Annotated in this window: 25 protein-coding genes and 1 pseudogene; 22 read left to right on the top strand and 4 right to left on the bottom strand. The window is 70.1% G+C overall.

The annotated features are described in order from the left end of the window. Window positions 1–82 precede the first annotated feature (82 nt). Window positions 83–1501 carry a sugar porter family MFS transporter gene (locus ABZ471_RS02265; RefSeq protein ID WP_359061457.1) on the top strand — a complete coding sequence of 473 codons (1419 nt, stop codon included), beginning with the start codon at window positions 83–85 and terminating at the stop codon, window positions 1499–1501. A 144-nt stretch (window positions 1502–1645) separates the two neighbouring features. Here the strand turns inward: ABZ471_RS02265 and ABZ471_RS02270 are convergent, their stop codons facing one another. Further along, window positions 1646–2617 carry an LLM class flavin-dependent oxidoreductase gene (locus tag ABZ471_RS02270; RefSeq protein WP_359061459.1) on the bottom strand — a complete coding sequence of 324 codons (972 nt, stop codon included), beginning with the start codon at window positions 2615–2617 and terminating at the stop codon, window positions 1646–1648. A gap of 54 nt (window positions 2618–2671) precedes the next feature. Continuing rightward, window positions 2672–4147 (bottom strand): cytosine permease, encoded by a 1476-nt coding sequence (locus tag ABZ471_RS02275; protein WP_359061461.1) that lies wholly within the window; start codon window positions 4145–4147, stop codon window positions 2672–2674. Window positions 4148–4318: 171 nt separating this feature from the next. Between ABZ471_RS02275 and ftsY the strand changes: the two genes are divergently transcribed. Then, window positions 4319–5521 carry a signal recognition particle-docking protein FtsY gene (gene ftsY / locus ABZ471_RS02280; RefSeq protein WP_359061463.1) on the top strand — a complete coding sequence of 401 codons (1203 nt, stop codon included), beginning with the start codon at window positions 4319–4321 and terminating at the stop codon, window positions 5519–5521. A gap of 185 nt (window positions 5522–5706) precedes the next feature. Here ftsY and ABZ471_RS02285 read toward each other — a convergent pair whose 3' ends face one another. After that, window positions 5707–6369 carry a bifunctional DNA primase/polymerase gene (locus ABZ471_RS02285; RefSeq protein WP_359061465.1) on the bottom strand — a complete coding sequence of 221 codons (663 nt, stop codon included), beginning with the start codon at window positions 6367–6369 and terminating at the stop codon, window positions 5707–5709. A gap of 456 nt (window positions 6370–6825) precedes the next feature. Between ABZ471_RS02285 and ABZ471_RS02290 the strand changes: the two genes are divergently transcribed. From ABZ471_RS02290 to ABZ471_RS02320, 7 genes are all read left to right on the top strand, one after another. After that, window positions 6826–8310 (top strand): hypothetical protein, encoded by a 1485-nt coding sequence (locus ABZ471_RS02290; protein ID WP_359061467.1) that lies wholly within the window; start codon window positions 6826–6828, stop codon window positions 8308–8310. A gap of 404 nt (window positions 8311–8714) precedes the next feature. After that, window positions 8715–10058 carry an ammonium transporter gene (locus ABZ471_RS02295; RefSeq protein ID WP_359061469.1) on the top strand — a complete coding sequence of 448 codons (1344 nt, stop codon included), beginning with the start codon at window positions 8715–8717 and terminating at the stop codon, window positions 10056–10058. Then, window positions 10055–10393 carry a P-II family nitrogen regulator gene (locus ABZ471_RS02300; RefSeq protein WP_030990174.1) on the top strand — a complete coding sequence of 113 codons (339 nt, stop codon included), beginning with the start codon at window positions 10055–10057 and terminating at the stop codon, window positions 10391–10393. Before ABZ471_RS02295 ends, ABZ471_RS02300 begins: the two co-directional genes overlap by 4 nt. Before the next feature lie 26 nt (window positions 10394–10419). Next, the gene (locus tag ABZ471_RS02305; RefSeq protein ID WP_359061472.1) at window positions 10420–12924 is read left to right on the top strand and encodes a [protein-PII] uridylyltransferase; all 2505 of its coding nucleotides are present in this window, start codon (window positions 10420–10422) and stop codon (window positions 12922–12924) included. Window positions 12925–13006: 82 nt separating this feature from the next. Next, entirely contained in the window at window positions 13007–14554 is a 1548-nt protein-coding gene (gene ffh, locus ABZ471_RS02310; RefSeq protein WP_359061474.1) for a signal recognition particle protein, read from the top strand. 117 nt (window positions 14555–14671) lie between these two features. Continuing rightward, entirely contained in the window at window positions 14672–16609 is a 1938-nt protein-coding gene (gene ftsH / locus ABZ471_RS02315) for an ATP-dependent zinc metalloprotease FtsH (protein WP_359061476.1), read from the top strand. Between the two features lie 131 nt (window positions 16610–16740). Then, window positions 16741–17028: a hypothetical protein gene (locus ABZ471_RS02320; RefSeq protein WP_359061478.1), complete on the top strand. Its 288-nt coding sequence runs from the start codon at window positions 16741–16743 to the stop codon at window positions 17026–17028. 64 nt (window positions 17029–17092) lie between these two features. Here ABZ471_RS02320 and ABZ471_RS02325 read toward each other — a convergent pair whose 3' ends face one another. Further along, on the bottom strand, window positions 17093–17953 hold the full coding sequence (locus tag ABZ471_RS02325; RefSeq protein WP_359061480.1) for a class I SAM-dependent methyltransferase: 861 nt from the start codon (window positions 17951–17953) through the stop codon (window positions 17093–17095). Window positions 17954–18475: 522 nt separating this feature from the next. On the opposite strand from ABZ471_RS02325, the gene ABZ471_RS02330 reads away from it, so the two are divergent. The 13 genes and pseudogenes from ABZ471_RS02330 to ABZ471_RS02390 all read left to right on the top strand — a co-directional run bounded on the left by ABZ471_RS02330 (window position 18476) and on the right by ABZ471_RS02390 (window position 26918). Then, a complete protein-coding gene (locus ABZ471_RS02330) occupies window positions 18476–19078 on the top strand; it encodes a hypothetical protein (protein ID WP_359061482.1) in 603 nt (200 codons plus the stop codon). 284 nt (window positions 19079–19362) lie between these two features. Beyond that, entirely contained in the window at window positions 19363–19782 is a 420-nt protein-coding gene (gene rpsP, locus ABZ471_RS02335) for a 30S ribosomal protein S16 (protein WP_359061484.1), read from the top strand. A gap of 5 nt (window positions 19783–19787) precedes the next feature. Next, window positions 19788–20027 carry an RNA-binding protein gene (locus tag ABZ471_RS02340; protein ID WP_005479813.1) on the top strand — a complete coding sequence of 80 codons (240 nt, stop codon included), beginning with the start codon at window positions 19788–19790 and terminating at the stop codon, window positions 20025–20027. Window positions 20028–20109: 82 nt separating this feature from the next. Beyond that, a complete protein-coding gene (gene rimM / locus ABZ471_RS02345) occupies window positions 20110–20652 on the top strand; it encodes a ribosome maturation factor RimM (RefSeq protein ID WP_359061486.1) in 543 nt (180 codons plus the stop codon). Continuing rightward, window positions 20652–21485 carry a tRNA (guanosine(37)-N1)-methyltransferase TrmD gene (gene trmD, locus ABZ471_RS02350; protein WP_359061488.1) on the top strand — a complete coding sequence of 278 codons (834 nt, stop codon included), beginning with the start codon at window positions 20652–20654 and terminating at the stop codon, window positions 21483–21485. Before rimM ends, trmD begins: the two co-directional genes overlap by 1 nt. Window positions 21486–21620: 135 nt before the next feature. Next, window positions 21621–21971 (top strand): 50S ribosomal protein L19, encoded by a 351-nt coding sequence (gene rplS, locus ABZ471_RS02355; protein WP_359061490.1) that lies wholly within the window; start codon window positions 21621–21623, stop codon window positions 21969–21971. 45 nt (window positions 21972–22016) lie between these two features. Continuing rightward, window positions 22017–22712 carry a signal peptidase I gene (gene lepB, locus ABZ471_RS02360; RefSeq protein ID WP_359061492.1) on the top strand — a complete coding sequence of 232 codons (696 nt, stop codon included), beginning with the start codon at window positions 22017–22019 and terminating at the stop codon, window positions 22710–22712. Beyond that, window positions 22705–23784: pseudogene (gene lepB / locus ABZ471_RS02365) on the top strand (signal peptidase I); the annotation flags it as partial. The gene lepB (ABZ471_RS02360) and the pseudogene lepB (ABZ471_RS02365), both read left to right, overlap by 8 nt. Beyond that, entirely contained in the window at window positions 23684–24694 is a 1011-nt protein-coding gene (lepB, locus tag ABZ471_RS02370) for a signal peptidase I (RefSeq protein WP_359061494.1), read from the top strand. The pseudogene lepB (ABZ471_RS02365) and the gene lepB (ABZ471_RS02370), both read left to right, overlap by 101 nt. Before the next feature lie 111 nt (window positions 24695–24805). Next, a complete protein-coding gene (gene lepB / locus ABZ471_RS02375; RefSeq protein ID WP_359061496.1) occupies window positions 24806–25588 on the top strand; it encodes a signal peptidase I in 783 nt (260 codons plus the stop codon). Continuing rightward, on the top strand, window positions 25578–26102 hold the full coding sequence (locus ABZ471_RS02380) for an NUDIX hydrolase (protein WP_359061498.1): 525 nt from the start codon (window positions 25578–25580) through the stop codon (window positions 26100–26102). Before lepB (ABZ471_RS02375) ends, ABZ471_RS02380 begins: the two co-directional genes overlap by 11 nt. A 56-nt stretch (window positions 26103–26158) precedes the next feature. Continuing rightward, complete coding sequence (locus ABZ471_RS02385; RefSeq protein ID WP_003965949.1) at window positions 26159–26467, top strand: DUF2469 domain-containing protein; 309 nt, start codon at window positions 26159–26161, stop codon at window positions 26465–26467. 88 nt (window positions 26468–26555) lie between these two features. Further along, window positions 26556–26918: a YraN family protein gene (locus ABZ471_RS02390; protein WP_359061500.1), complete on the top strand. Its 363-nt coding sequence runs from the start codon at window positions 26556–26558 to the stop codon at window positions 26916–26918.

A 26918-nucleotide genomic window follows, 5' to 3' on the forward strand; every position in this document is an offset into this window, starting at 1 on the left:
AGTCTCTGCAACGTTGCTTTTACCTTCAGGTTGAAGGGCTCACCCCCACCCGGCAGCGTTGCCGTGGCCCCAGGAGTTTTTCGTGACCAGCACAGCGCAGGCACCTCAGTCAGGAGCCAGGACGGCTCACCCCGAACATCTCGGGCATGTCATCTTCATCGCGGCGGCGGCCGCCATGGGCGGCTTCCTCTTCGGCTACGACAGCTCCGTCATCAACGGCGCCGTCGAGGCCATCCGCGACCGCTACGACATCGGCTCCGCGGCCCTTGCGCAGGTCATCGCCATCGCCCTGATCGGCTGCGCCATCGGCGCCGCGACCGCCGGCCGCATAGCCGACCGGATCGGCCGCATCCGGGTCATGCAGATCGCCGCCCTGCTGTTCACGGTCAGCGCCGTCGGCTCGGCACTGCCCTTCTCGCTGTGGGACTTCGCCCTGTGGCGCGTCGTCGGCGGCTTCGCCATCGGCATGGCCTCCGTCATCGGCCCCGCCTACATCGCCGAGGTCGCCCCGCCCGCGTACCGCGGCCGCCTCGGCTCCTTCCAGCAGGCCGCGATCGTCATCGGCATCGCCATCTCCCAGCTGGTCAACTGGGGCCTGCTGAACTCCGCCGGCGGTGACCAGCGCGGCAAGCTGATGGGCCTGGAGGCCTGGCAGGTCATGCTCGGCGTGATGGTCGTCCCGGCCGTCCTGTACGGCCTGCTCTCCTTCGCGATCCCCGAGTCCCCGCGCTTCCTGATCTCCGTCGGCAAGCGTGAGCGCGCCCGCGAGATCCTCGCCGAGGTCGAGGGCAAGGACCGTGACCTGGACGCCCGTGTCGCCGAGATCGAGCACGCGATGAAGAGCGAGCACAAGTCCACCTTCAAGGACCTGCTCGGCGGCGGCTTCTTCTTCAAGCCGATCGTCTGGATCGGTATCGGCCTGTCGGTCTTCCAGCAGTTCGTCGGCATCAACGTCGCGTTCTACTACTCCTCGACGCTGTGGCAGTCGGTCGGTGTCGACCCGACGGACTCGTTCTTCTACTCCTTCACCACGTCGATCATCAACATCGTCGGCACCGTGATCGCGATGATCTTCGTGGACCGCATCGGCCGCAAGCCGCTGGCCCTCATCGGCTCGATCGGCATGGTCGTCGGCCTCGCACTGGAGGCCTGGGCCTTCTCCTACGACCTGGTCGACGGCAAGCTGCCGACCACGCAGGGCTGGACCGCCCTTGTCGCCGCGCACATCTTCGTCCTCTTCTTCGCCCTCTCCTGGGGTGTGGTCGTCTGGGTCATGCTCGGTGAGATGTTCCCGAACAAGATCCGCGCCGCTGCCCTGGGCGTGGCCGCCGCCGCGCAGTGGATCGCCAACTGGGCCATCACCGCGAGCTTCCCGTCGCTGGCCGACTGGAACCTGTCCGGCACCTACGTGATCTACACGGTCTTCGCCGCGCTCTCCGTCCCGTTCGTCCTGAAGTTCGTCAAGGAGACGAAGGGCAAGTCGCTGGAGGAGATGGGCTGAGGCCCCACCGTCCCGAGGAGACGGGCCAAGTCCCCGCTGCCCTTCTCCTCGTACCGTCCGCCGCCCCCGCTCGGTCACTGCCCGAGCGGGGGCAGCGGTCTTTGGGGGCACACAAAAGGACGATCTCGTGCGGGGTGCCGCAGGTCAGTTCCCCAGCGCCGGAAGAACCAGCTCCGCGAGCAGCCGCAGGCTCCGCCACCCCTCCTCCACCGGCATCCCGCCGGCCAGCGGATGCAGGACGAGACTGTCCAGGCCCTGGGCCACACACTGTTCCGGGGTGAGAATCCGGTAGACGCCCTCGGCGCGCAGCTCCTCGACCGTCGTGGCCGTGGACTTCACCGCCGAGCGGATGTCTCCGGACTGCCAGGAGGCGTACGTCCGCGCCTCGTGCAGGAAGTGCCCCCCGTACTCGGCCCACGACCGGTCGGGGTCCTCGGAGAGGTGGAGCAGCGGTGTCTCGGCGGCGGGCATCATCGTCCAGCCGTCGGTGCCGTGGACGGTGAGCTGCTCCTTGTAGTACGCCTCCAGCTCCGGCAGATGCGCGCTCGGGAAGAACGGCAGGCCGAACCGGGCGGCCCGGCGGGCGGCGGCCTTCGAGGAACCGCCGACCAGCAGCAGGGGGTGCGGATCGGTGTACGGGCGCGGGGTGATCCGTACTGTACGGCCCCGGTACTCGAACTCCTCGCCGGTCCACGCCTTCAGCAGGGTCTCCAGCAGCTCGTCCTGGAGCCGGCCCCGGCGCTGCCAGTCGACGCCGAACAGGGCGTACTCCTCGGGCCGGTAGCCGATCCCGGCCACCGTGACCAGCCGGCCGCCGCCGAGCAGGTCCAGCACCGCGATCTCCTCGGCCAGCCGCAGCGGATCGTGCAGCGGGCCGATCACCGCCGACACCGTCACCGCGATGTTCCGGGTGGCCCCGAACACCGCGCCCGCGAAGGCGAACGGCGAGGGCAGCCAGTTGTTGTCGGCGCCGTGGTGCTCCTCGGTCTGCACGGTGCTGATCCCGTGCTCGTCCGCGTACGCGGCCATCTCCAGGGCGGCCCGGTAGCGGGCGGCGAGCACCGCGGGGGTGGCTCCGGGAGCGACGAGGTTGAAACGTACGACCGTGACGGGCATGGGAAGTCCCCCTCCGGTGCGACTCGGTGGAGGGGGACGTTAGCTGACGATGCGTCAGACAGCCAGAGGCTCGGACTCCTCGGACTGCTCGGCCTTCTCCGGCTCCCCGGCCTTGTCGGCCGCCTGCGGCGTGACCACCGCAGGCTTCGGCAGTGCCAGGTACAGCAGGCCGGAGACGACGATCGTGGCGACCCAGCCGAGGCCGTACTCGCCGATGACGTTGTTCTTCGCCAGCGGGCCGGTGAACCAGTCCGAGGTGGTGAACATCAGGCCCGCCACCAGGCCGATCGCCCAGGCGGCCACGGCGGCGGGGGAGAAGCCACCCCGGTACCAGTAGGCGCTGGTGCGGGTGGTGTCGGTCATGGCCCGGCCGTCGTACTCCGTGCGGCGCAGCATGTCCGCGCCGAAGACGCCGACCCAGGCGGAGAAGGCCACCGCGAGCAGGGACAGGAAGGCGATGAAGGAGCCCAGGAAGCTGGTCGCCACCAGCATCAGCACCCCGCCGAAGGCCAGCGAGATCACGGCGTTGACCGAGACCGCCCAGTGCCGCGGCACCTTGAAGCCGAGGGTCTGCGCGGTGAAGCCCGCGGAGTACATCGACATCGAGTTGATCAGCAGCATGCCGATCAGCGCGATCAGCAGATAGGGCACCGCGATCCAGGTCGGCAAGATCTCGCCGAGGAAGGAGACCGGGTCGGAGGCCGAGGCCAGGTCCGGCGTGGACACGGCCATCACCGCGCCCATCAGCACCATGGGCAGGACGACGATGCCCGCGCCGCCCACGGCCGTGCCCACGATCGCCTTCGACGACGCCGTGCGCGGCAGGTAGCGGGTGAAGTCCGGCGCGGACGGGATCCAGCTGACGCCGCCCGCCGCGATCATGCCGACACCGGTGATCACCGCGGACGTGGAACCGGCACTGCGGTCCGTCACCTTCGACCAGTCGGTGTGCACGGCCAGGTACACCAGCACGAGGACCGAGAAGACGCCGAAGAAGTAGGTCGCGTACTTGTTGCACTTCTGCACGGCGTTGATGCCGAGCCCGGAGATCGCGAAGGTCGCGACGACGAAGACCAGCAGCATCACCATGTCCAGCACGCTGTTCGCCTTGATGCCCAGCGCGAGGTCCAGGATGGTGAGCATCGCGTAGGCGCCGGTCACCGCGTTGATCGTCTCCCAGCCCCAGCGGGCGACCCAGATCAACGCTCCGGGCAGTAGATTGCCGCGCTGCCCGAACACCGCGCGCGACAGCGCCATACCGGGCGCCCCGCCGCGCTTGCCCGCGATGCCGATCAGTCCGACCAGGCCGTACGACACGACGGGCGCCGTGACCGCGACCACGAGTGCCTGCCAGATGTTCAGGCGGTACGCCACCACCAGGCTCGCGCCCATGGTGAGCAGGAGCACGCTGATGTTGGCGCCGACCCAGGTCGGGAACAGTTCCCGGGTTCTCGCGGTGCGCTCGTGGTCGGGTACCTGCTCGATGCCACGGGTTTCGAGAGCGCCTTCGGTCTCGGCTGTCTTGCTCATGAAAAAGGGTGCCTATGGGGTGGGGGACAGGGGGACGTGGGGACTCTACGCGCGTCGACAGATCACTGCCATCGTACTTTGATACGACTCGTTACTGTAAGGGGGGTTTGTCTCTCAGAGGAAGGCACAAGCGAGGCCTCTCCGTAACCCATGGCTGATACTGGACGGGTTATGGAAACCGTCATCCTTGCTGTAGTCATCGCCGTGGTCGTGCTCGGCGCGCTCGGCGGGCTCATCGTCGGCAGCCGGCGCCGGAAGTCGCTGCCCCCGCCGCCCCCCGCCGCGCCCGACATCACCGCGCCCCCGGCCGAGCCGCATGTCGGCGACGAGGCCGAGACGCCGCGCGACGAACCGCGCCGGACGATCGAGGAGGTGGATCTCCCCGGCGGCTCGGCACCGGTCGCCGTGGAGGAGCCCCCCGCTGTCGAGGCTCCCGAGATCGAGATCCCGGAGCCCACCGCAGGCCGGCTGGTCCGTCTGCGCACCCGCCTGTCCCGCTCGCAGAACGCCCTCGGCAAGGGCCTGCTCACGCTGCTCTCCCGCGAGCACCTCGACGAGGACACATGGGAGGAGATCGAGGACACGCTGCTCACCGCCGACGTCGGCGTGCAGCCCACCCAGGAGCTGGTCGAGAACCTGCGCGAGCGCGTCAAGGTGCTCGGCACCCGCACCCCCGAGGAGCTGCGCGGCCTGCTGCGCGAGGAACTCCTCAAGCTGGTCGGTACCGATGCCGACCGCACGGTGAAGACCGAGCCCGAGGACCGCAAGCCCGGCATCGTGATGGTCGTCGGCGTCAACGGCACCGGCAAGACCACCACGACCGGCAAGCTCGCCCGCGTGCTGGTGGCCGACGGCCGTACCGTCGTTCTCGGCGCCGCGGACACCTTCCGTGCCGCTGCCGCCGACCAGCTGCAGACCTGGGGCGAGCGCGTCGGCGCCTACACCGTGCGCGGGCCGGAGGCCGGCGACCCCGCCTCCGTCGCCTTCGACGCGGTCAAGGAGGGCAAGGAGATGGGGGTCGACGTCGTCCTCATCGACACCGCCGGCCGCCTGCACACCAAGACCGGCCTGATGGACGAGCTGGGCAAGGTCAAGCGCGTGGTCGAGAAGCACGCTCCGCTGGACGAGGTGCTGCTCGTCCTCGACGCCACCACCGGTCAGAACGGTCTGGTGCAGGCCCGGGTGTTCGCCGAGGTCGTGGACATCACCGGCATCGTGCTGACCAAGCTGGACGGCACGGCGAAGGGCGGCATCGTGGTCGCGGTCCAGCGCGAGCTGGGCGTGCCGGTCAAGCTGGTGGGCCTCGGCGAGGGCGCCGACGATCTGGCGCCGTTCGAGCCCGAGGCGTTCGTGGATGCCCTGATCGGCGACTGAGGACCTGAGGCTCGGCCCCGCCTGCGGACCGCAACCATTGATTGAGGAACCACGACGGCGATCAACCACGTCCGCGAGAGCGGCGCCGGTTCAGGCGCAAAAACGAGAAGCCCCGCCCCCAGGGTGCAGCTGGGGACGGGGCTTCGCCATGTGCGCCGGGGATACGGCCATCACGCCCGCGATCGTCATGCTCGCGCCCGCGACCGGTGCGCCACATACGCGAGGGTGCCCAGCAACAGCCGGGCGGCCGGCGGCCGCGTCGCCGAGTCCAGGGCCGGCGGGCGCAGCCAGCGCACCGGGCCGAGGCCGCCCCGGTCGGAGGGCGGGGCGGTGAGGTGCGTGCCCGGGCCGAGGCCGCGCAGGTCCAGGGCGGACGGGTCGTCCCAGCCCATGCGGTAGAGCAGCTGGGGGAGGTCGGCGGCGGCGCCGGGCGCGACGAAGAAGTGGGCGCGGCCGTCCGGGGTCGCCGTGACCGGGCCGAGCGGAAGGCCCATGCGCTCCAGGCGGACCAGGGCGCGGCGCCCGGCGGGTTCGGCGACCTCGATGACGTCGAACGCGTGCCCGACGGGCAGCATCACGGACGCACCCGGGAACTCGGCCCAGGCCTTGGTCGCCTCGTCGAGCGTGGCCCCGGCCGGCACCTGCGGCGCGAAGTCGAGCGGGTGCGCACCCGGCGCCGGGCAGTCGGCGTGCCCGCAGGAGCAGGCACCCGCCGCGGCCCGTGCGCCCGGCACCACGTCCCAGCCCCACAGTCCGGTGAACTCGGCGACGGCGGTGCACTCCGACGAGCGGCCGCGCCGGCGCGTGCCGGAGCGGATCTCGCGATTGCCGCCGATCGTGAAGCCCATGCCCCCTCCAACGGGTCCAGCGCGCCGGTGGTTACGACACGGAGCGGGACGAAAGCGGAACGTAACGCTACGGCTCCGCCTTCCCCGACTCCCGTCAGGCGAAGGCAGCGCCTTGCAGTGCAACGGGTGGTGCATCGGGGTCCGCGCGCCCCTGCGCGCATCGCTCCGCCCACTTCCGGCCGTCCTATGTCAAGTGAATCGCGTGAGGGCCACTATGAGTTCATTCGAAGGGGTGGCGAATGGTGGCGATTCAGGGATCGCCATGGCTGTACCGGTGATCGTAGGATTACTGTGAGTGTGCGAGGCCTGGGGGCACATGCACCCGTGGGTATGCCGGAGGCAAGTCGTCAGCTCGTTCGAAGGGTGAGAACTGCGGACGGGCGGCCGTATTTACCGGCATTCTGATAGGGCTTGGCACATTCGGCGACAAGTGGTCTCAGGGATGGGGGCGTTCCAGTGGGCGGCAACGGCGGTAGCGGTACGAACGCTGACAAGCTCCCCAACGAGCTGCTCGGTTCGTGGTTCGTGCGCAGCGGCTGGTCCAAGGGTGAGCTGGCCCGCCAAGTGAACCGCAGGGCACGCCAGTTGGGTGCCAACCACATCTCTACGGACACCTCGCGGGTGCGCCGCTGGCTGGACGGGGAGAACCCGCGCGAGCCGATCCCGCGGATCCTCTCCGAGCTGTTCTCCGAGCGCTTCGGCTGCGTCGTCTCCATCGAGGACCTCGGTCTGCGCGCCGCCCGCCAGTCACCCTCCGCGTCCGGCGTCGACCTGCCCTGGACGGGCCCGCAGACGGTGGCCCTGCTCAGCGAGTTCTCGCGCAGCGACCTGATGCTGGCGCGGCGCGGCTTCCTCGGAACCTCGCTGGCCCTGTCCGCGGGCCCGGCCCTCATCGAGCCCATGCAGCGCTGGCTCGTCCCGACCTCGTCCTCGCCGGTCACGCCGGAGGCCCAGCCCGAGCCCGTCTTCGAGTCCCGCAGGCCCGGCCGGCTGTCCAAGCCCGAGCTGGACCTGCTGGAGTCCACCACCCGGATGTTCCGCCAGTGGGACGCCCAGTGCGGCGGCGGCCTGCGCCGCAAGGCGGTCGTCGGCCAGCTCCACGAGGTCACCGACCTCCTCCAGGAACCCCAGCCCGAGGCCACCACCCGCAAGCTCTTCAAGGTCGCCGCGGAACTCGCCGAACTCGCGGGCTGGATGTCGTACGACGTGGGGCTCCAGCCCACCGCGCAGAAGTACTTCGTCCTCGCCCTGCACGCGGCCAAGGAGGCCGGCGACAAGCCCCTCGGTTCCTACGTCCTCTCCAGCATGAGCCGCCAGATGATCCATCTCGGCCGGCCCGACGACGCCCTGGAGCTGATCCACCTCGCCCAGTACGGCAGCCGTGACTGCGCGAGCCCGCGCACCCAGTCCATGCTGTATGCGATGGAGGCCCGCGCCTACGCCAACATGGGCCAGCCCGGCAAGTGCAAGCGGGCGGTCCGGATGGCCGAGGACACCTTCGCCGAGGCCGACGAGTGGGACGAGCCGGACCCCGACTGGATCCGCTTCTTCTCCGAGGCCGAGCTGTACGGGGAGAACTCCCACTCCTTCCGCGATCTCGCCTACGTCGCCGGGCGCAGCCCCGCCTACGCCTCGCTGGCCGAGCCGGTGATGCACCGGGCGGTGGAGCTGTTCGCCAAGGACGGCGAGCACCAGCGGTCGTATGCGCTGAACCTGATCGGCATGGCCACCGTGCACCTGCTCCAGCGCGAGCCCGAGCGCAGCACGGAGTACGCCTCGCAGGCCATGGAGATCGCCAAGAAGGTCCGCTCCGAGCGTGTGAACACTCGTATTCGAAAGACGGTCGACACGGCCGTGCGCGACTTCGGCGATCTCACCGCCGTCGTCGACCTCACCGACCAGCTCGCCGTCGACCTGCCGGAGACCGCCGAGGCGGTCTGACCACAGCAGGACACCCATGCCCCGGCCGCGGCCGGTCCTCCCGAACTGCCCGACTCGGCTCCCCCACGCCAGGTCATCGAGAGGCCCGCCGCGGCCGGACCCTTTTTGCGCCTGAACCGGCGCCGCTCTCGCGGACGTGGTTGCTCGCCGTCGTGGTTCCTCAATGCGTGGTTGCTGTGCCATTCGCGTTGGTTGCGTCACGATAACGATCGGCGCGCCGGACATCCGGCAGTTCATGCACGCGTAACACGCCATGCGCCTTCGTCACCCCGGCGAAACAACGAGGGGCCTCCACCGAAACCGCGCTGCGCCAATCTCATGGCGCATAACCGGCCCACCCCTCACTGACCGGACCGCTCAGGCACCGCCCGCACGGGGCCGTACCAACCGACGAGGAGACGCCGATGGCACCAGCCATCACGCTTGCCGCGGAGGCACCCAAGCTTTCCTCCGCGAACACAGGCTTCATGCTCATCTGTTCCGCCCTGGTGCTGCTCATGACACCGGGCCTCGCCTTCTTCTACGGAGGCATGGTCCGGGTCAAGAGCACCCTCAACATGTTGATGATGAGCTTCATCAGCATGGGCATCGTCACCATTCTGTGGGTGCTCTACGGCTTCTCCCTCGCCTTCGGCACAAACAACCAGTTCATCGGCTGGAACTCCGACTGGTTCGGTCTCAGCAACATCGGGCTGACGGAGCTCTGGGACGGCTACACCATCCCGATCTTCGTCTTCATGGTGTTCCAGCTGATGTTCGCGATCATCACGCCGGCCCTGATAAGCGGCGCCCTCGCGGACCGCGTGAAGTTCTCGGCGTGGTCGCTGTTCATCGCCCTGTGGGCCACGATCGTCTACGTCCCGGTCGCCCACTGGGTCTGGGGTGCCGACGGCTGGGCCTTCAAGCTCGGCGTGATCGACTTCGCCGGTGGTACGGCGGTCCACATCAACGCGGGTGCCGCGGCGCTCGGCGTGATCCTGGTCATCGGCAAGCGCGTCGGATTCAAGAAGGACCCGATGCGCCCGCACAGCCTCCCGTGGGTCATGCTCGGCGCAGGTCTGCTGTGGTTCGGCTGGTTCGGCTTCAACGCCGGCTCGTGGCTCGGCAACGACGACGGCGTCGGCGCGCTGATGTTCGTCAACACGCAGGTCGCGACCGCCGCCGCCATGCTGGCCTGGCTCGCCTACGAGAAGATCCGGCACGGTGCGTTCACCACGCTGGGCGCCGCCTCCGGCGCGGTCGCCGGTCTGGTCGCGATCACCCCGTCCGGTGGCGCGGTCTCCCCGCTCGGCGCGATCGCCGTCGGTGCCATCGCCGGTGTCGCCTGCGCCGCGGCCGTCGGCCTGAAGTTCAAGTTCGGCTACGACGACTCGCTCGACGTCGTCGGCGTCCACATGGTCGGCGGCATCATCGGCTCCCTGCTCATCGGCTTCTTCGCCACCGGCAAGGGCCAGTCCACCGCCACGGGTGTCTTCTACGGCAACCACTCCTTCGACCAGCTGTGGAAGCAGTGCGCCGGTGTCTTCGCGGTCCTCGCCTACTCCCTGATCGTCTCCGCGGTCCTCGCCTTCCTCCTCGACAAGACCATCGGAATGCGGGTCAGTGAGGACGAGGAGATCTCCGGCATCGACCAGGCCGAGCACGCCGAGACCGCATACGACTTCAGCGGCGCCGGCGGCGGTGTCGTCAGCACCGTCGCGAGCGCCTCGGCCCTGGCCGCCACGCAGACCAAGAAGGTGGACGCATGAAGCTCATCACCGCCGTCGTCAAGCCCCACCGGCTGGACGAGATCAAGGAGGCACTCCAGGCCTTCGGCGTCCACGGGCTGACGGTCACCGAGGCGAGCGGTTACGGTCGTCAGCGGGGCCACACCGAGGTCTACCGCGGTGCCGAGTACACCGTCGACCTGGTCCCCAAGATCCGCATCGAGGTACTGGCCGAGGACGACGACGCCGAGCAGCTGATCGAGGTCATCGTCAAGGCCGCCCGCACCGGCAAGATCGGTGACGGCAAGGTCTGGTCCCTGCCGGTCGAGACAGCCGTACGGGTCCGTACCGGCGAGCGCGGCCCGGACGCGCTCTGACACGACAGAAGGACAGGAGTCGCTGGGTGACGGGTACGGATGTGCGGAAAGAAGCGGATGACTCGGGACCCAGCGGCTATGCGGCGGCCCGGCTGCGCCTCCTCACCGAAGGGGCGCGGTCCGGGCCGCCGCGCCGTTCGGCCCTCGCCGAACTGACCGACGACTGGCTCACCGGGCTGTTCACGGCCGCGGCCGGAGAACAAGAGGGAGCGGAGCGACTTCCTCAGAAGGACGGTGGTGGGCGACGGGAGGGCCTCAAGGGCGTCTCGCTGGTCGCCGTCGGCGGCTACGGCCGCGGCGAGCTGTCCCCGCGCAGCGACCTCGACCTCCTGCTGCTGCACGACGGAAGCGACCCCAGCGCGGTCGCCGCCCTGGCCGACCGCCTCTGGTACCCCGTCTGGGACCTCGGCCTCGCCCTCGACCACTCCGTGCGCACCCCGGCGGAGGCCCGCAAGACGGCCGGCGAGGATTTGAAAGTCCAACTCGGCCTCCTGGACGCCCGCCACCTCGTCGGCGACCTCGGTCTGACCGCCGGACTGCGCACCGCCGTCCTCGCCGACTGGCGCAACCAGGCGCCCAAGCGCCTCCCCGAACTCCAGGAACTCTGCACCGAGCGCGCCGAGCGCCAGGGCGAGCTGCAGTACCTCCTGGAACCCGACCTCAAGGAGGCCCGCGGCGGCCTCAGGGACGCCACTGCCCTGCGCGCCGTAGCCGCCTCCTGGCTGGCCGACGCCCCGCGCGAGGGCCTCGCGGACGCGCGCCGGCGCCTGCTCGACGTCCGGGACGCGCTGCACCTGGCCACCGGCCGCGCCACCGACCGGCTCGCGCTGCAGGAACAGGACCAGGTGGCGGCCGAGCTGGGCCTGCTGGACGCCGACACCCTGCTGCGGCAGGTGTACGAAGCTGCGCGCGTGATCTCGTACGCCAGTGACGTCACCTGGCGCGAGGTGGGGCGCGTGCTGCGCTCGCGCGCCGTGCGCCCGCGGCTGCGCGCCATGCTGGGCGGCAGCAAGCCGGTCGCCGAGCGCTCGCCGCTGGCCGAGGGTGTGGTGGAACAGGACGGCGAAGTGGTGCTCGCCCGCGCCGCACGCCCCGAACGCGACCCCGTGCTCCCCCTGCGTGCCGCGGCCGCCGCCGCGCAGGCCGGACTTCCGCTCTCCCTGCACGCCGTACGGCGCATGGCGGCCACCGTGCGCCCCCTGCCCACGCCCTGGCCCGCCGAGGCCCGGGAACAGCTGGTGACCCTGCTCGGCTCCGGCCGCCCGACCGTCGACGTCTGGGAGGCCCTGGAGGCGGAGGGCCTGATCAGTCAGCTCCTGCCCGACTGGGAACGGGTCCGCTGCCGCCCGCAGCGCAACGCCGTCCACATCTGGACCGTGGACCGGCACCTGATCGAGACGGCGGTGCGCGCCTCCGAGCTGACCCGCCGCGTCGGCCGCCCCGACCTGCTCCTCGTCGGCGCCCTGCTGCACGACATCGGCAAGGGCTGGCCCGGCGACCACTCCGTGGCCGGCGAGATCATCGCCAAGGACGTGGCCGCCCGGATCGGCTTCGACCGCACGGACGTGGCGGTGCTGTCGGCACTCGTACGGCACCATCTGCTGCTCATCGAGACGGCCACCCGGCGCGATCTGGAGGACCCCGCGACCGTCCGCTCCGTCGCCGAGGCCGTCGGCACCCAGAGCACCCTGGAGCTGCTGCACGCCCTCACCGAGGCGGACGCACTCGCGACCGGCCCCGCAGCCTGGTCGTCCTGGCGCGGCTCCCTCGTCGCCGACCTGGTGCGGCGCGTCGCCGCCGTCCTCGCCGGGGACGCCCCCGACGAACCCGAGCCGGGCGCGCCCACGGCCGAGCAGGAGCGCCTGGCCATCGAGGCCTTCCGCACCGGCAGCCCGGTCCTCGCCCTGCGCGCGCAGAGGGAACCGGTACCGGAGGACGAACCCTCGGGCGAGCCCGAGCCGCTCGGCGTGGAACTGCTCATCGCCGTACCGGACCAGCCCGCCGTGCTGCCCGCGGTGGCCGGTGTCCTCGCCGTGCACCGCCTGACCGTCCGCACGGCCGAGCTGCGGGCCCTGCGGCTGCCCGACGACGTCGACGACGGTGCGGTCCTCCTGCTGAACTGGCGGGTCGCGGCCGAGTACGGCTCCCTGCCGCAGGCCGCCCGGCTGCGGGCCGACCTGGTCCGCGCCCTCGACGGCTCCCTCGACATCGCGGGCCGTCTCGCCGAGCGCGACGCGGCCTACCCGCGCCGCCGGGGCTGGGTGGCCCCGCCCCCGCGGGTGACGGTGGCCCCGGCGGCCTCCCACCACGCCACGGTGATCGAGGTGCGGACACAGGACGCCCCCGGACTGCTGCACCGGATCGGGATGGCCCTGGAGAAGGCCGGGGTGCGGGTGCGCAGCATGCACGTCAGCACCCTCGGCGCCAACGCGGTCGACGCGTTCTACGTCACCACCGGAACGGGCGCGCCCCTGCCCGTCGAGGACGCGACCTCGCTGGCCAGGGTGCTCGAGGAGACCCTCCGAGGGTGACCCTGCCCCGCTCCGTTCACCGCCGGGATACCCTGGAGGGCGATTCCCGCAGCCACCACCGACCCCGAGGACCGCGAGCGCCGTGTTCGACACTCTCTCCGATCGCCTGTCAGCGACTTTCAAGAACCTGCGCGGCAAGGGACGGCTCTCCGAGGCGGACATCGACGCCACCGCACGCGAGATCCGTATCGCGCTCCTCGAAGCCGACGTGGCCCTGCCCGTCGTGCGCACGTTCATCAAGAACGTCAAGGAGCGCGCTCTCGGTGTCGAGGTCTCCAAGGCGCTGAACCCCGCCCAGCAGGTCCTGAAGATCGTCAACGACGAACTCGTCACCATCCTCGGCGGCGAGACCCGGCGCCTGCGCTTCGCCAAGCAGCCCCCCACCGTGATCATGCTGGCGGGTCTCCAGGGTGCCGGTAAGACCACGCTCGCGGGCAAGCTCGCCCGGTGGCTGAAGGAGCAGGGCCACTCGCCGCTGCTGGTCGCCGCCGACCTCCAGCGCCCGAACGCGGTCAACCAGCTGAGCGTCGTCGCCGAGCGCGCCGGTGTCGCCGTCTACGCCCCGGAGCCGGGCAACGGCGTCGGCGACCCGGTCAAGGTCGCCAAGGACTCCATCGACTTCGCGAAGTCCAAGGTCCACGACATCGTGATCGTGGACACCGCCGGCCGCCTCGGCATCGACCAGGAGATGATGCAGCAGGCCGCGGACATCCGCGACGCCGTCTCCCCGGACGAGATCCTGTTCGTCGTCGACGCGATGATCGGTCAGGACGCCGTCAACACCGCCGAGGCCTTCCGCGACGGCGTCGGCTTCGACGGCGTGGTGCTCTCCAAGCTCGACGGTGACGCCCGCGGTGGTGCGGCCCTGTCGATCCGCCAGATCACCGGCAAGCCGATCATGTTCGCGTCGAACGGCGAGAAGCTCGACGAGTTCGACGCGTTCCACCCGGACCGGATGGCCTCCCGCATCCTCGACATGGGTGACCTGCTCACCCTGATCGAGCAGGCGGAGAAGACGTTCAGCCAGGAAGAGGCCCAGAAGATGGCCTCGAAGCTGGCGTCCAAGAAGGGCCAGGACTTCACCCTGGACGACTTCCTGGCCCAGATGGAGCAGGTCAGGAAGATGGGCTCCATCTCCAAGCTGCTCGGCATGCTCCCGGGCATGGGCCAGATCAAGGACCAGATCAACAACCTGGACGAGCGCGACGTCGACCGCACCGCCGCGATCATCAAGTCGATGACCCCGGCCGAGCGCCAGGAACCGACGATCATCAACGGCTCCCGCCGCGCCCGTATCGCCAAGGGCTCCGGCGTCGAGGTCAGCGCGGTCAAGAACCTGGTCGAGCGGTTCTTCGAGGCCCGCAAGATGATGTCCCGCATGGCCCAGGGCGGCGGCATGCCCGGCATGCCGGGGATCCCGGGCATGGGCGGCGGCCCCGGCCGGCAGAAGAAGCAGCCCAAGCAGGCCAAGGGCAAGCAGCGCTCCGGCAACCCGATGAAGCGCAAGCAGCAGGAGTTGGAGGAGGCGCAGCGCCGCGAGGCGGCCGCGCAGGGCGGTGCCTTCGGGCTGCCGCAGCAGGGCGGCCAGGAGTTCGAGCTTCCGGACGAGTTCAAGAAGTTCATGGGCTGAGTCCCGCGCGTACGTCCCTGGGGGCGCTCTCTCTGCGAGGGGGCGCCCCCAGCGCGTGTTGCGTACGGTGCGCCCCCAGCGCGTGCCGAGGTCCGTTGTGTGCCGTAACGTCCAGATATGAGCAATGCGGCGCCCCCACGCAAGGCCCCTGACCAGCCGTGGCGCGCCGAGGGCACACCGGACGAGTCGCCCCGGCGTCCCGGCGGTGGACTCAGAGGCGGCAAATGGTGGGGCCTGCTCGTCACCGCGGTGATCGTCTTCCTGCTGGCCTACGTGGGACTGAACTACCTCGGCCAGGGCAATGAGCCGACGATCTCCTACACGGAGTTCAGCAGGGAGGTCGGCGACGGCAACGTCGCCAAGATCTACTCCAAGGGCGACGCGATCCAGGGCCAGCTCAAGAGCCCGCGCGCAAACCCCGAGGGCGGCGGCGACTACACCAAGTTCAAGACGCAGCGGCCGGCCTTCGCCGACGACAAGCTGTGGCAGAACCTGAGCAGCCACGGCGTCACGGTGACGGCGCGACCGGTCGTGCAGGAGCGGGGCTTCCTGTCCAACCTGCTGATCTCCCTGATCCCGATCGTGCTCCTGGTCGCGGTGTGGATCTTCTTCGCCCGACGGATCGGCGCCGGTCTGGGGGGTGCGGGCGGCATGTTCGGCCGCAAGACGCCCCCCAAACCGGTCGAACTGCGGCCCGGCACCGGGCGTACGACGTTCGCGGACGTCGCCGGCATCGACGAGGTCAAGGGCGAACTGGACGATGTCGTCGACTTTCTGAAGTACCCCGACACCTACCGCAGGATGGGCGCGAAGCTGCCGCGCGGTGTGCTGCTCGCGGGCTCGCCCGGCACCGGCAAGACCCTGCTGGCACGGGCGGTCGCGGGGGAGGCCGGCGTGCCGTTCTTCTCCGCCTCGGCGTCCGAGTTCATCGAGATGATCGTGGGCGTCGGCGCGTCCCGCGTCCGTGAGCTGTTCGCCGAGGCCCGCAAGGTGGCGCCGTCGATCATCTTCATCGACGAGATCGACACCATCGGACGGGTGCGCGCCGGCGGCGCCTCGATGAGCGGCCACGACGAGCGCGAGCAGACGCTGAACCAGATCCTCACGGAGATGGACGGCTTCTCGGGTTCGGAGGGTGTGATCGTCATCGCCGCGACGAACCGCGCCGACATCCTGGACCCGGCGCTGACCCGGCCCGGCCGCTTCGACCGGGTGGTCAGCGTGGCCCCGCCGGACCGGGGCGGCCGCGAGTCGATCCTGCGCATCCACACCCGGGACATCCCGCTCGCGTCCGGCGTGGACCTGACCCAGCTGGCGCGTGTCACCCCGGGCATGACGGGTGCAGATCTGGCCAATCTCGCCAACGAGGCCGCTCTGCTCGCCGTCAAGCGCAAGCAGGAGCAGGTGACCCAGGCCGACCTCTCCGAAGCCCTGGAGAAGGTCCAGCTGGGCGCCGAACGCACCCTCGTGATGCCCGAGGAGGACCGCCGCAGGACCGCGTACCACGAGAGCGGCCACGCCCTCCTCGGCATGCTGCAGCCCGGCGCCGACCCCGTCCGCAAGGTCACCATCGTGCCGCGCGGCCGGGCGCTCGGGGTGACGATGTCCACGCCCGAGGTGGAGCGGTACGCACACTCGGAGGAGTACCTGCGCGGCCGCATCATCGGCGCCCTGGGCGGCATGGCGGCGGAAGAGGTCGTCTACGGTGTCGTCACCACGGGCGCGGAGAACGACCTGGAGCAGGTCACCAACATCGCCCGCGGGATGGTGGCCCGCTGGGGCATGAGCGAGCGCGTCGGCCGCCTGTCCGCCCTCCCGAGCGACGCCCAGCAGGCGTACGGACTGTCCGCCGCTCCCCACACCCTCGACGTGATCGACCATGAGATGCGCCGGATCGTGGACGAGTGCTACGAGGAGGCGAGCCGCAAACTCCGCGACCACCGCGGCCAGTTGGACGCGCTGGCGCAGGCGCTCCTGGAGAACGAGACGCTGGAGGAGGCGGACGCGTACCGGATCGCCGGGATCACCCGCCTCACCAAGGACTCCGAGGCCTAGAGCGGGGGCGCCGGCGTGGTCGGTCGCCGCAGTCACCCACCTGGGTGATGCCCGGATGCAGTGCGTGCACGTTTCCGTACGGTCGGTTGCAGGGCCGGGATGTGCCTGGCCCCCACGCCGGGAGGTTCGTCATGCGCTGCATCAGCTCGACACTCGCCACACTCGCCGCCGCCGGGGTGCTCGCGCTCGCCGTTCCCGGCTCGGCCTTCGCCGCGAACGGGGCCCTCGTGATCAACGGAGTCTTTCACCAGAACCCGAGAGGCTGCTTCGAGATCCCGCGGCTGTCCACCGTCTTCAATGTCGCGGACATACCCGCGCTCGTCCACAACGTTCCGGGCTGCGCGGGCGGGGTCGTCCAGATCATCCCTCCCGGGCTGGCCGTGCAGGTGCCCGGAACGCACAGCATATTCATGGGTTGAGAGTCCCGGGCCCGGACGAGGACCGCAGGATCAGGGCACGCGCGCGATCAGGGCACGCGCGCGATCAGGGCACGCGCGCGATCAGGTAGCGGAACACGTTCGGCATCCACACGGTCCCGTCCTGACGACGGTACGGATGCAGCGCCTCCGTCAGTTCCTTGTCCACCTGCTTGCGGTCGGTCGCCGCGATCGCCGCGTCGAACAGGCACGTCGACAGCAGCCCGCGCACCGCGCTGTCGAGATCGGCGTACCCGAACGGGCAGGCCACCCGCCCCGAGCCGTCCGGTTTCAGCCCGGCCCGCTGGGCGACCTCCTCCAGGTCGTCCCGGCGGGCGGGGCGCCAACTGCCCGCGCTGCGCAGGGGGTCGGCCAGTTTCGTCGCCACCCGCACCACCGACGACGTCGCGCAGCGCTCCGGCGGCCCCCAGCCGGCCAGCACCACGGCGGCCCCGTGCGCGGCCAGCGGGAGCGCGGCCGCCAGCAACTCGCCGAGTCCCTCGGAGTCGCCCGCCAGACAGCCGATCGGCTCGAAGACGGTCACCAAGGTGTACGCGGGAGTTGCCGTGCCGACCGCGTCCGCGGATGTGCCCTCGACGAGTTTCGTGGCGCCACGCGCCCGCGCGGCGCGCGGAACGTCCGGCAGCAGGCGCTCGCGCGCGAGCGCGAGCCGCTGCGGGCAGGATTCGACACCGGTGACCGCGGCCCCTCTGGAGGCCGCCATCAGCAAAGCGAGCCCGGAGCCGCAGCGCAGGCCCAGCAGTCTTGTGGCAGGGCCCACTTCAAGTCGCTCGTGGACGGTCTCGTAGAGCGGCACCAGCATCCGCTCCTGGATCTCGGACCAGTCACGCGCGCGTGCGCACAGGTTCACGCGGGGTGGTGCGGAGCCCACGTGAGACAGGTGTTCCCGCACGAGCGTAGGTGTCATAGGTAAGCGCCCCATTCCGCCGACAGTTCGCCGCAGTGCCCGATTGCGTGGCCCCCGTGCCGTGCGCTCGCACTATCCACGTATGCCAGGTAACTCCCGGCTCGCGGTGCCGTCCAGGGGTCGTGGGCCCCGGCTTGGGGACTGGGCCCGACTGTGGCGAGATTTCACATCCCGGCAATCTGGCCGACCCTACGGTGGCCGCTCACGGGGACGGGCCGGTGACCGGGGGCACGGACGCGCCCGGTAACGTCTCGGGCGTCGCGGACGCTGAACGAGGTGACGCCCTCGTGCGAGAGCGACCGAAACGCCTCTTGCGCATCCGCGCACCACAGCTGCTCCGGTGTCAGACCGCCGGGTCGTACGTCAGCCTACGCACCGGCTTGGTACGAGCTGTGCGGCTTCTCCGCAGATCAGCGCACCCGCCCTCGTCCGGACGCATCAGCGGCAACTGACGGGTACGTGCAAATTATTTGGGATGCCCCGGAATAGGAACACAGCGGTACCCCCGCTCGTTGTCATTACGTGAGCACGACACAGACACCACCTGTTCTCGCCGCAGAGCTGGCGCAGGCGTGGGCCGACATTCAGCGGTACCACCCCGAGCTGCCGGACCTTGCCGCGCCAGAGTCCCTGATCGGGGAGTCGTCGTCCGCGTGCGGTCACGAACTCTCCTTCGAGCGACTGCTTCATGAGGCAGTCCACGGCATCGCCGCCGCCCGCGGAGTCCGCGACACCTCCCGCGCCGGCCGGTACCACAACCGCCGTTTCCTCGCCATCGCCGAGGAGCTGGGCCTGGACCACCCGGAGGAACCGCACCCCAGCAGCGGCTTCTCCCTGGTCACGCTCAACCCCGAGGCGAAGCGGCGCTACCGCCCGACCATCGAGCGGCTCCAGCGCGCGCTGAAGGCGCACACGGTGGCCACCTCCTCCGACACCTCCCGCACCTTCCGAGGGCCGGCCGCCCGGCACGGCTCCTCCGGCGGCGGCGTCCGCGTGAAGGCGGTCTGCGACTGCGGACGGAACGTGAGGGTGGTCCCCTCGGTCCTGGCCCAGGCCCCCATCGTGTGCGGCGGCTGCGGCAAGCCGTTCCGCATCCCGGAGGTCGTGGGAGCGGCGGTGAGCTAGGGGTACGGCTGCTCGTGGCAGCCGTACCCGGCCGCTCCCGTCGGGTTCGCGCACCCGACGTACTTACCTCCACGCCGGGTGCCTCTCCGGCATGCCCGGGCGCAGCTCGGCCCCCCGTGGCCAGAAGCGACCTGCAGGGTGTGGCACAATGGCTAGCTGTACTCGACAGCCGAACAGGACCCCTCTCTCCTCCGGCTGACGCGTCCATCGGGCACTCGGGTACCGCAACCCCACGCGGCAGCTCGCCGTGCCCAACCACGTCAATTCCAGGAGAACCCACTCCCGTGGCAGTCAAGATCAAGCTGAAGCGTCTGGGCAAGATCCGTTCGCCTCACTACCGCATCGTCATCGCCGACTCCCGTACCCGCCGTGACGGCCGGGCCATCGAGGAGATCGGCAAGTACCACCCGACCTACAACCCGTCGGTCATCGAGGTGGACGCCGACCGCGTGGCGTACTGGCTGGGTGTCGGCGCGCAGCCGACCGAGCCCGTCCTCGCCATCCTGAAGAAGACCGGCGACTGGCAGAAGTTCAAGGGCGAGCCCGCCCCGGCGCCGCTGCTCGTCGCCGCGCCGAAGGCCGCGCGTCCGTCGTTCGAGGCGCTCGGCGGTGACGACGAGGGCAAGGGTGAGGCGATCACCCAGAAGAAGAAGGCTGAGAAGAAGGACGAGGCTGCGGCTGAGTCCGAGTCGACCGAGGCCTGAGCAGCATGCTCGAAGAGGCGCTTGAGCACCTCGTGAAGGGCATCGTCGACAACCCTGACGATGTGCAGGTCGCCTCGCGTGACCTGCGCCGCGGGCGCGTGCTGGAGGTCCGGGTCCACCCCGACGACCTCGGCAAGGTGATCGGCCGCAACGGCCGTACCGCTCGTGCTCTGCGTACCGTCGTGGGCGCCATCGGCGGCCGCGGTGTCCGCGTCGACCTCGTCGACGTGGACCACGTCCGCTGACGCTTCATCGCAACCGGCTCGGGCCGGGGAGGGCCACTGGGCCGTCCCCGGCCCGCAGTCGTATGACAGGAGATCTGTACACGTGCAGCTGGTAGTCGCACGGATCGGCCGCGCTCACGGCATCAAGGGCGAGGTCACCGTCGAGGTACGTACCGACGAGCCCGAGCTGCGGCTCGCGCCGGGCGCCGTCCTGGCCACCGACCCGGCCTCCGCCGGGCCGCTCACCATCGCCACCGGCCGCGTCCACAGCGGCCGCCTGCTCCTGCGCTTCGAGGGAGTCGGCGACCGCAACGCCGCCGAGGCCCTGCGCAACACACTACTGATCGCCGAGATCGACCCCGAGGAACTCCCCGAGGGCGAGGACGAGTACTACGACCACCAGCTCATGGACCTCGACGTGGTGACCGAGGACGGCATGGAGGTCGGCCGGATCACCGAGATCTCGCACCTGCCCTCCCAGGACCTCTTCATCGTCGAGCGCCCGGACGGCAGCGAGGTGATGATCCCCTTCGTGGAGGAGATCGTCACCGAGATCGACCTGGAGGAGCAGAAGGCGGTCATCGCGCCCCCGCCGGGTCTGATCGACGACCGCGCGGTGATCGACTCGTCCCAGGAAGAGTCCTGATGCGCCTCGACGTCGTCACGATCTTCCCCGAGTACCTGGAGCCCCTGAACGTCTCCCTCGTCGGCAAGGCACGCGCGCGTGGCCGGCTGCACGTGCACGTCCACGACCTGCGGACCTGGACGTACGACCGGCACAACACGGTCGACGACACGCCGTACGGCGGCGGCCCCGGCATGGTCATGAAGACCGAGCCCTGGGGAGACGCCCTGGACACGGTGCTCGCCGACGGCTACGAGAGCGGCGCCCAGGCCCCCGCGCTGATCGTGCCCACCCCTAGCGGCCGCCCCTTCACCCAGGAACTGGCGGTCGAACTCTCCGAGCGCCCCTGGCTGATCTTCACCCCGGCCCGATACGAGGGCATCGACCGGCGCGTCATGGACGAGTACGCCACCCGGATGCCCGTCCACGAGGTCTCCATCGGCGACTATGTGCTCGCCGGCGGCGAGGCGGCCGTTCTGGTCATCACGGAGGCCGTCGCCCGGCTGCTGCCCGGCGTCCTCGGCAACGCCGAGTCCCACCGGGACGACTCGTTCGCACCCGGTGCGATGGCCAACCTCCTGGAAGGTCCCGTCTACACCAAGCCGCCGATCTGGCGCGACCGGGACATCCCGGAGGTGCTGCTCAGCGGCCACCACGGCAAGATCGCCCGCTGGCGCCGCGACGAGGCCCTGCGGCGCACCACCAGCAACCGGCCCGACCTGATCGAGCGCTGCGACCCCAAGGCCTTCGACAAGAAGGACCGCGAGATGCTCTCCATCCTGGGCTGGGCCCCGGATCCGGAGGGCGAGCCGTACGGCCGATTTTGGCGCAGGACCGAGGCCGTGGAAGAATAGACCGCTGTTGTGCGCCCGTCCGGCGTGCGCCCCTGCCGCAGGGGGACACGACGCCCGTCCCGACCCGCACAGCAGACCTCTTGTACACCTAGTTGCCGTTGATGACCTGTGGCATCAGCGAAGAAAGCAGACGAAATGTCTCACCTGCTCGACACCGTCGACGTCGCGTCGCTGCGCAGCGACATCCCGGCCTTCCGCCCGGGTGACACCGTCAACGTCCACGTCCGCGTCATCGAGGGCAACCGCTCCCGTGTGCAGCAGTTCAAGGGCGTTGTGATCCGTCGCCAGGGCTCCGGCGTCCGCGAGACCTTCACGGTCCGCAAGGTCTCGTTCTCCGTCGGCGTCGAGCGCACCTTCCCGGTGCACACCCCGATCGTCGAGAAGATCGAGCTGGTCACCAAGGGTGACGTGCGCCGCGCCAAGCTGTACTACCTCCGTGACCTGCGCGGCAAGGCCGCGAAGATCAAGGAGAAGCGCGAGAGCTGAGCGCTTTCTCGGGGTCACAGCGGGGCCGGATAGCATCTGGCTCCGATGGACACCGAAGCACAGCCGACGGAACGCGACCGCTCCTCCCACCCCGGTACTCCGGGGCGGGAGGGCCGGTCGCGTTTCGCGTTGGTGTCGCGGATCACCGACTGGCTGCCCGGCGGCCGGATCACCCTCACCCTCTTCGTCTGCCTGGTGTTTTTGCTGCTCCTCAACACCTTCGTGACGCAGCCGTTCCAGATTCCCAGCGGATCCATGGAGCAGCGATTGAGGATCGGCGACCGCGTCCTCGTAAATAAGTTGGCGTACCGTTTCGGTGCCCAGCCGAGCCGCGGCGACGTGGTTGTCTTCGACGGGACCGGGTATTTCGGGGACGCCGACTACATCAAACGCGTTGTAGGGGTGGGGGGAGACCATGTGGTCTGCTGCGACAAGGAGGGGAGGCTCGAGGTGAACGGCCGGCCGGTCGACGAGACGGCGTTCCTCTATCCCGGGGACACCCCGTCCACCGTCCCCTTCGACGTCGTCGTGCCCGCGGGCCGCCTGTTCGTCCTCGGGGACCACCGCAGCGACTCCAGCGACTCCCGCGACCACCTCGGCTCGCCGGGCGGCGGCATGATCCCCGTCGGCGAGGTCATCGGCCGGGCCGACTGGATCATCTGGCCGTACGCCCGTTTCGAGCACCTGCACCGTCCCGCCGCGTACGCGCCCGTGCCCGCCCCGGAGGGCGCACATGGGTAACCGCGGCAAGCCGCGCGGCGTGCCCAGCACACCCGCCGACAACCTGCTGCCCACCGGGGCCCGCCGCACCTCCGCGCCGGGCGGCGGCCGCACGCGCGCGGAGCGACGCAAGCTCCAGCGCAAGGTGAAGCGCAAGCGCAGGCGCTCGGCCGTTCGGGAGATTCCCCTTCTGGTGGGCGTCGCCGTCCTCATAGCGCTGGTCCTGAAGACGTTCCTCGTCCAGGCGTTCGTGATCCCCTCGGGCTCCATGGAGCAGACGATCCGGATCGGCGACCGCGTCCTGGTCGACAAGTTCACCCCGTGGTTCGGCTCAAAGCCGCAGCGCGGGGACGTCGTCGTCTTCCACGACCCGGGCGGCTGGCTCGCCGACGAGCAGACGGCCAAGAAGCACGACCCCCTCGTCGTCAAGCAGTTCAAGGAAGGCCTCACCTTCATCGGCCTGCTGCCCTCCGACAACGAGAAGGACCTGATCAAGCGGGTGATCGGGGTTGGAGGTGACCACGTCAAGTGCTGTGACGCGCAGGGCCGGGTCACCGTCAACGGAGTGCCGCTGACCGAAGGGGACTACCTCTACCCGGGCAACTCCCCCTCCTCCACACCCTTCGACATCACCGTGCCCCAGGGCCGGCTCTGGGTGATGGGCGACCACCGGGACAACTCGGCGGACTCCCGCGCCCACCAGAACACCTCCTACGGCGGCACGGTCTCCGAGGACTCGGTGGTCGGCCGGGCCATGGTCATCGGCTGGCCCATCGGCCACTGGACCAGCCTCGACGAACCTAAAACCTTCGCAAGCGTTGCGAACTCCGTGTCGGGGTCGACCGCCGCCCCTCGGCTGTCGCATAGGGTTGCCTCCGACGATCCGAACGCATTGACCCAACTCCCGACCCCTGCGGAACTCCCGCTCGTTATGGGAGTGGTGGGCCTGCACCTTGGATGGGGCAGGCGGCGGCGCAGAGTAAGGAGTTGGCGTGGGGGATGTGGCGGTTGGCGCACGGTCGGGACACGACGGCGAGGAGCACCGCGGGCACCCCGTGGAAGGGAACGCCCCGGCTCCGGACGACGCCGTGACCCCTGGGGCTTCCGGCTTCTCGGCGTCCGACGACGGCACGCCGGAGGGTCAGCAGCCCTCGACCGGGAGCGTGGGCACGGACGAGGCGGCGCGCCCGCCGAAGAAGCCCCGCTCCTTCTGGAAAGAACTGCCGATCCTGGTCGTCATCGCGCTGGTCCTGGCGTTGCTGATCAAGACGTTCCTGGTGCAGGCGTTCTCGATTCCGTCCGACTCGATGCAGAACACCCTCCAGCAGGGTGACCGCGTCCTGGTCGACAAGCTCACCCCGTGGTTCGGCTCCGAGCCCGAGCGCGGTGAGGTCGTCGTCTTCCACGACCCGGACAACTGGCTGGCGGGCGAGCCCGCACCCAACCCGAACGCGGTGCAGAAGGTGCTCAGCTGGATCGGCCTGATGCCGTCCGCTGAGGAGAAGGACCTGATCAAGCGGGTCATCGGAGTGGGCGGCGACACGGTCCAGTGCAAGGGCACCGGCCCGCTGCTGGTCAACGGCAAGGCGCTGAACGAGCCGTACGTCTACCCCGGCAACACGCCGTGCAGCCAGGACGAGCAGGGCGGTCAGTTCACGGTGAAGGTCCCCAAGGGCTTCATCTGGGTGATGGGTGACCACCGCCAGAACTCCCGGGACTCCCGCTACAACCAGTCCGACAAGAACCACGGCATGGTCCCCGTCGACAAGGTCGTCGGCCGCGCCATCGTCAAGGCCTGGCCGATCAACCGCTGGGGCACCCTGCCGATCCCGGACACCTTCGACCAGGGCCTGGACCAGAAGTCCTCCGCGGCGGCGTCCCTCTCGGTGGCGCCGGAGGGCGTGGCGGTGACGGCGGTCCTGCCCGTGGCGTTGTGGCGGCGCAGGCGGGCCGACCGCCTGGAGTCCAGGACGGAGCCGAAGGCGGCCGCCGGAAAGCGGTGAGCCTGTCGGCCGGTCGGGACCTGCCCCTCGGTGAAGCTCTGGGAAAGCTGTGACCAGGGCCGCGCAAGAGGGGCTGCCCCTGCTCGGTACCGCCGGGTAGGGTGCGGGTCCATGGGTGGCGAGAGCACGACGCGTACGGCCCCGCGCAGCGCGGGCACAGGCACGGCACAGGCCGGCGGCAGCCGGATCGGGCACCGGCTGTCCGGGCTGGCCATGGCGCTGGGCCTGGTGCTGTTCCTCGGAGGTTTCGTCTGGGGAGCGCTGATCTACCGGCCGTACACCGTGCCCACCAGCTCGATGAGCCCGACGATCGGCATCGGTGACCGGGTGATGGCCCAGCGCGTGGACGGCACCGAGGTCCGGCGCGGTGACGTGGTCGTCTTCCGCGACAAGAGCTGGGTCACCAATGCCAACGTGGTCAAGCGGGTCGTCGCCGTCGGCGGCGACACCGTCTCCTGCTGCACCAACGGCAAGCTCACCGTCAACGGCAAGCAGATCGACGAGCCGTACCTGCCCGCGGGCAGCCTGGCCGAGATCCAGAACTTCCCGACCGTGACCGTCCCCAAGGGACGGCTCTTCCTCCTCGGCGACGAACGCCAGGGCTCGCTGGACTCCACCGCCCACCTCACCGACGCGGCCAAGGGCACGGTGGCCGGCGATGCCGTTTCCGCCCGCGTCGACGCCGTCGTCTGGCCCATGAAGGGCATGCTCAAGCGCCCCACCGGCTTCGAGACCCTCGGTGCCCTCTCCCAGCCCGGCCCGCTCAGGACCATCGAGCTGATGATCGTCGCCGGCGCCGTACTGGTCCTCGGCGGCGGTGCGTACGGCCCGATCGCCAAGCGGCTGGGCCGCTCCCGCACCCGTCCCACCCCGGAGCCGGCCGGTGCCCGCTGAGACCACGAGGACGGGCGAGGACACCTACGAGGACGGCCTGCGCAAGGTGGCCCGGGTGGTCCTTCTCGACCCCGAGGACCGCATCCTCCTCCTGCACGGCCACGAGCCGGAGGATCCGGCCGACGACTGGTGGTTCACCCCCGGCGGCGGCCTGGAGGGCAGCGAGACGCGCGAGGAGGCCGCGCTCAGGGAACTCGCGGAGGAGACCGGTGTCACCGACGTCGCACTCGGTCCCGTGCTGTGGCGCCGGCGGTGCTCCTTCCCGTTCGCGGGCCGCCGCTGGGACCAGGACGAGTGGTACTACCTGGCCCGTACGAGCCAGACGGCCACCGCGGCCCTGGGCCTGACGGAGCTGGAGCGGCGCAGTGTCGCCGGAGCGCGCTGGTGGACGTGTCAGGAACTGACCCGGACGCATGAGACGGTGTATCCGACCAGACTCGCCGAGCTGCTGCGTACGCTGCTCGACGAAGGTCCCCCCGCCCGGCCCGTGATCCTGGACACGGAAATCGTCTGAGGGCTCGTCGGACTGGCGCACAATGGTGGGATCGCACGGCTGAAGGGGAACATGCCATGAGCGCCGAGGACCTCGAGAAGTACGAGACCGAGATGGAGCTGAAGCTCTACCGGGAGTATCGAGACGTCGTCGGTCTGTTCAAATACGTGATCGAGACCGAGCGTCGCTTCTACCTGACCAACGACTATGAGATGCAGGTGCACTCGGTCCAGGGTGAGGTGTTCTTCGAGGTGTCGATGGCAGACGCCTGGGTCTGGGACATGTACCGGCCGGCCCGTTTCGTGAAGCAGGTCCGTGTCCTTACGTTCAAGGACGTGAATATCGAGGAGCTGAACAAGAGCGACCTGGAGCTCCCGGGCGGGTGACGGAGTTTTCCACAACGGCTGAGTAGCCCACCAAGATCCACTTCTCTGGGTGGGATGCGTGACGGTTGGCGCCGGAGGTGGTGCCGACATGAACGCACGAGGTGCACTCGGCAAGTACGGCGAGGAACTGGCCGCGCGGCGGCTGACCGGGGCCGGGATGACCGTCCTGGAGCGCAACTGGCGCTGCGGCAGGACGGGTGAGATCGACATCGTCGCCCGGGACGGCGACGTCCTGGTGGTCTGCGAGGTGAAGACCCGCAGGGGCGGGTCGTACGAGCACCCCATGGCCGCGGTGACCCCGGAGAAGGCGGAGCGGCTGCGCGACCTCGCCGAACGCTGGACCCAGACCCACGGAGGAGCCCCTCCCGGCGGCGTCCGCATCGACCTGGTCGGCGTCCTGCTCCCGGACCGCGGCGCTCCTGTGGTCGAGCACGCGCGGGGGGTGGCCTGA

This window comes from Streptomyces sp. NPDC005728 (genome assembly GCF_040630895.1).
Classification (GTDB): domain Bacteria; phylum Actinomycetota; class Actinomycetes; order Streptomycetales; family Streptomycetaceae; genus Streptomyces.

Bases quoted from the DNA above. Each gene is read 5' to 3' on its own strand.
- ABZ471_RS02270 (WP_359061459.1), bottom strand. From the start codon at position 2,617: ATGCCCGTCACGGTCGTACGTTTCAACCTCGTCGCTCCCGGAGCCACC.
- ABZ471_RS02340 (WP_005479813.1), top strand. From the start codon at position 19,788: ATGCTCGAAGAGGCGCTTGAGCACCTCGTGAAGGGCATCGTCGACAAC.
- ABZ471_RS02320 (WP_359061478.1), top strand. From the start codon at position 16,741: ATGCGCTGCATCAGCTCGACACTCGCCACACTCGCCGCCGCCGGGGTG.
- trmD (WP_359061488.1), top strand. From the start codon at position 20,652: ATGCGCCTCGACGTCGTCACGATCTTCCCCGAGTACCTGGAGCCCCTG.
- ABZ471_RS02295 (WP_359061469.1), top strand. From the start codon at position 8,715: ATGGCACCAGCCATCACGCTTGCCGCGGAGGCACCCAAGCTTTCCTCC.
- lepB (WP_359061492.1), top strand. From the start codon at position 22,017: ATGGACACCGAAGCACAGCCGACGGAACGCGACCGCTCCTCCCACCCC.
- lepB (WP_359061496.1), top strand. From the start codon at position 24,806: ATGGGTGGCGAGAGCACGACGCGTACGGCCCCGCGCAGCGCGGGCACA.
- rplS (WP_359061490.1), top strand. From the start codon at position 21,621: ATGTCTCACCTGCTCGACACCGTCGACGTCGCGTCGCTGCGCAGCGAC.
- ABZ471_RS02325 (WP_359061480.1), bottom strand. From the start codon at position 17,953: ATGACACCTACGCTCGTGCGGGAACACCTGTCTCACGTGGGCTCCGCA.
- ABZ471_RS02300 (WP_030990174.1), top strand. From the start codon at position 10,055: ATGAAGCTCATCACCGCCGTCGTCAAGCCCCACCGGCTGGACGAGATC.
- ABZ471_RS02390 (WP_359061500.1), top strand. From the start codon at position 26,556: ATGAACGCACGAGGTGCACTCGGCAAGTACGGCGAGGAACTGGCCGCG.
- ABZ471_RS02275 (WP_359061461.1), bottom strand. From the start codon at position 4,147: ATGAGCAAGACAGCCGAGACCGAAGGCGCTCTCGAAACCCGTGGCATC.
- ABZ471_RS02285 (WP_359061465.1), bottom strand. From the start codon at position 6,369: ATGGGCTTCACGATCGGCGGCAATCGCGAGATCCGCTCCGGCACGCGC.
- ftsH (WP_359061476.1), top strand. From the start codon at position 14,672: ATGAGCAATGCGGCGCCCCCACGCAAGGCCCCTGACCAGCCGTGGCGC.
- ftsY (WP_359061463.1), top strand. From the start codon at position 4,319: ATGGAAACCGTCATCCTTGCTGTAGTCATCGCCGTGGTCGTGCTCGGC.
- ABZ471_RS02385 (WP_003965949.1), top strand. From the start codon at position 26,159: ATGAGCGCCGAGGACCTCGAGAAGTACGAGACCGAGATGGAGCTGAAG.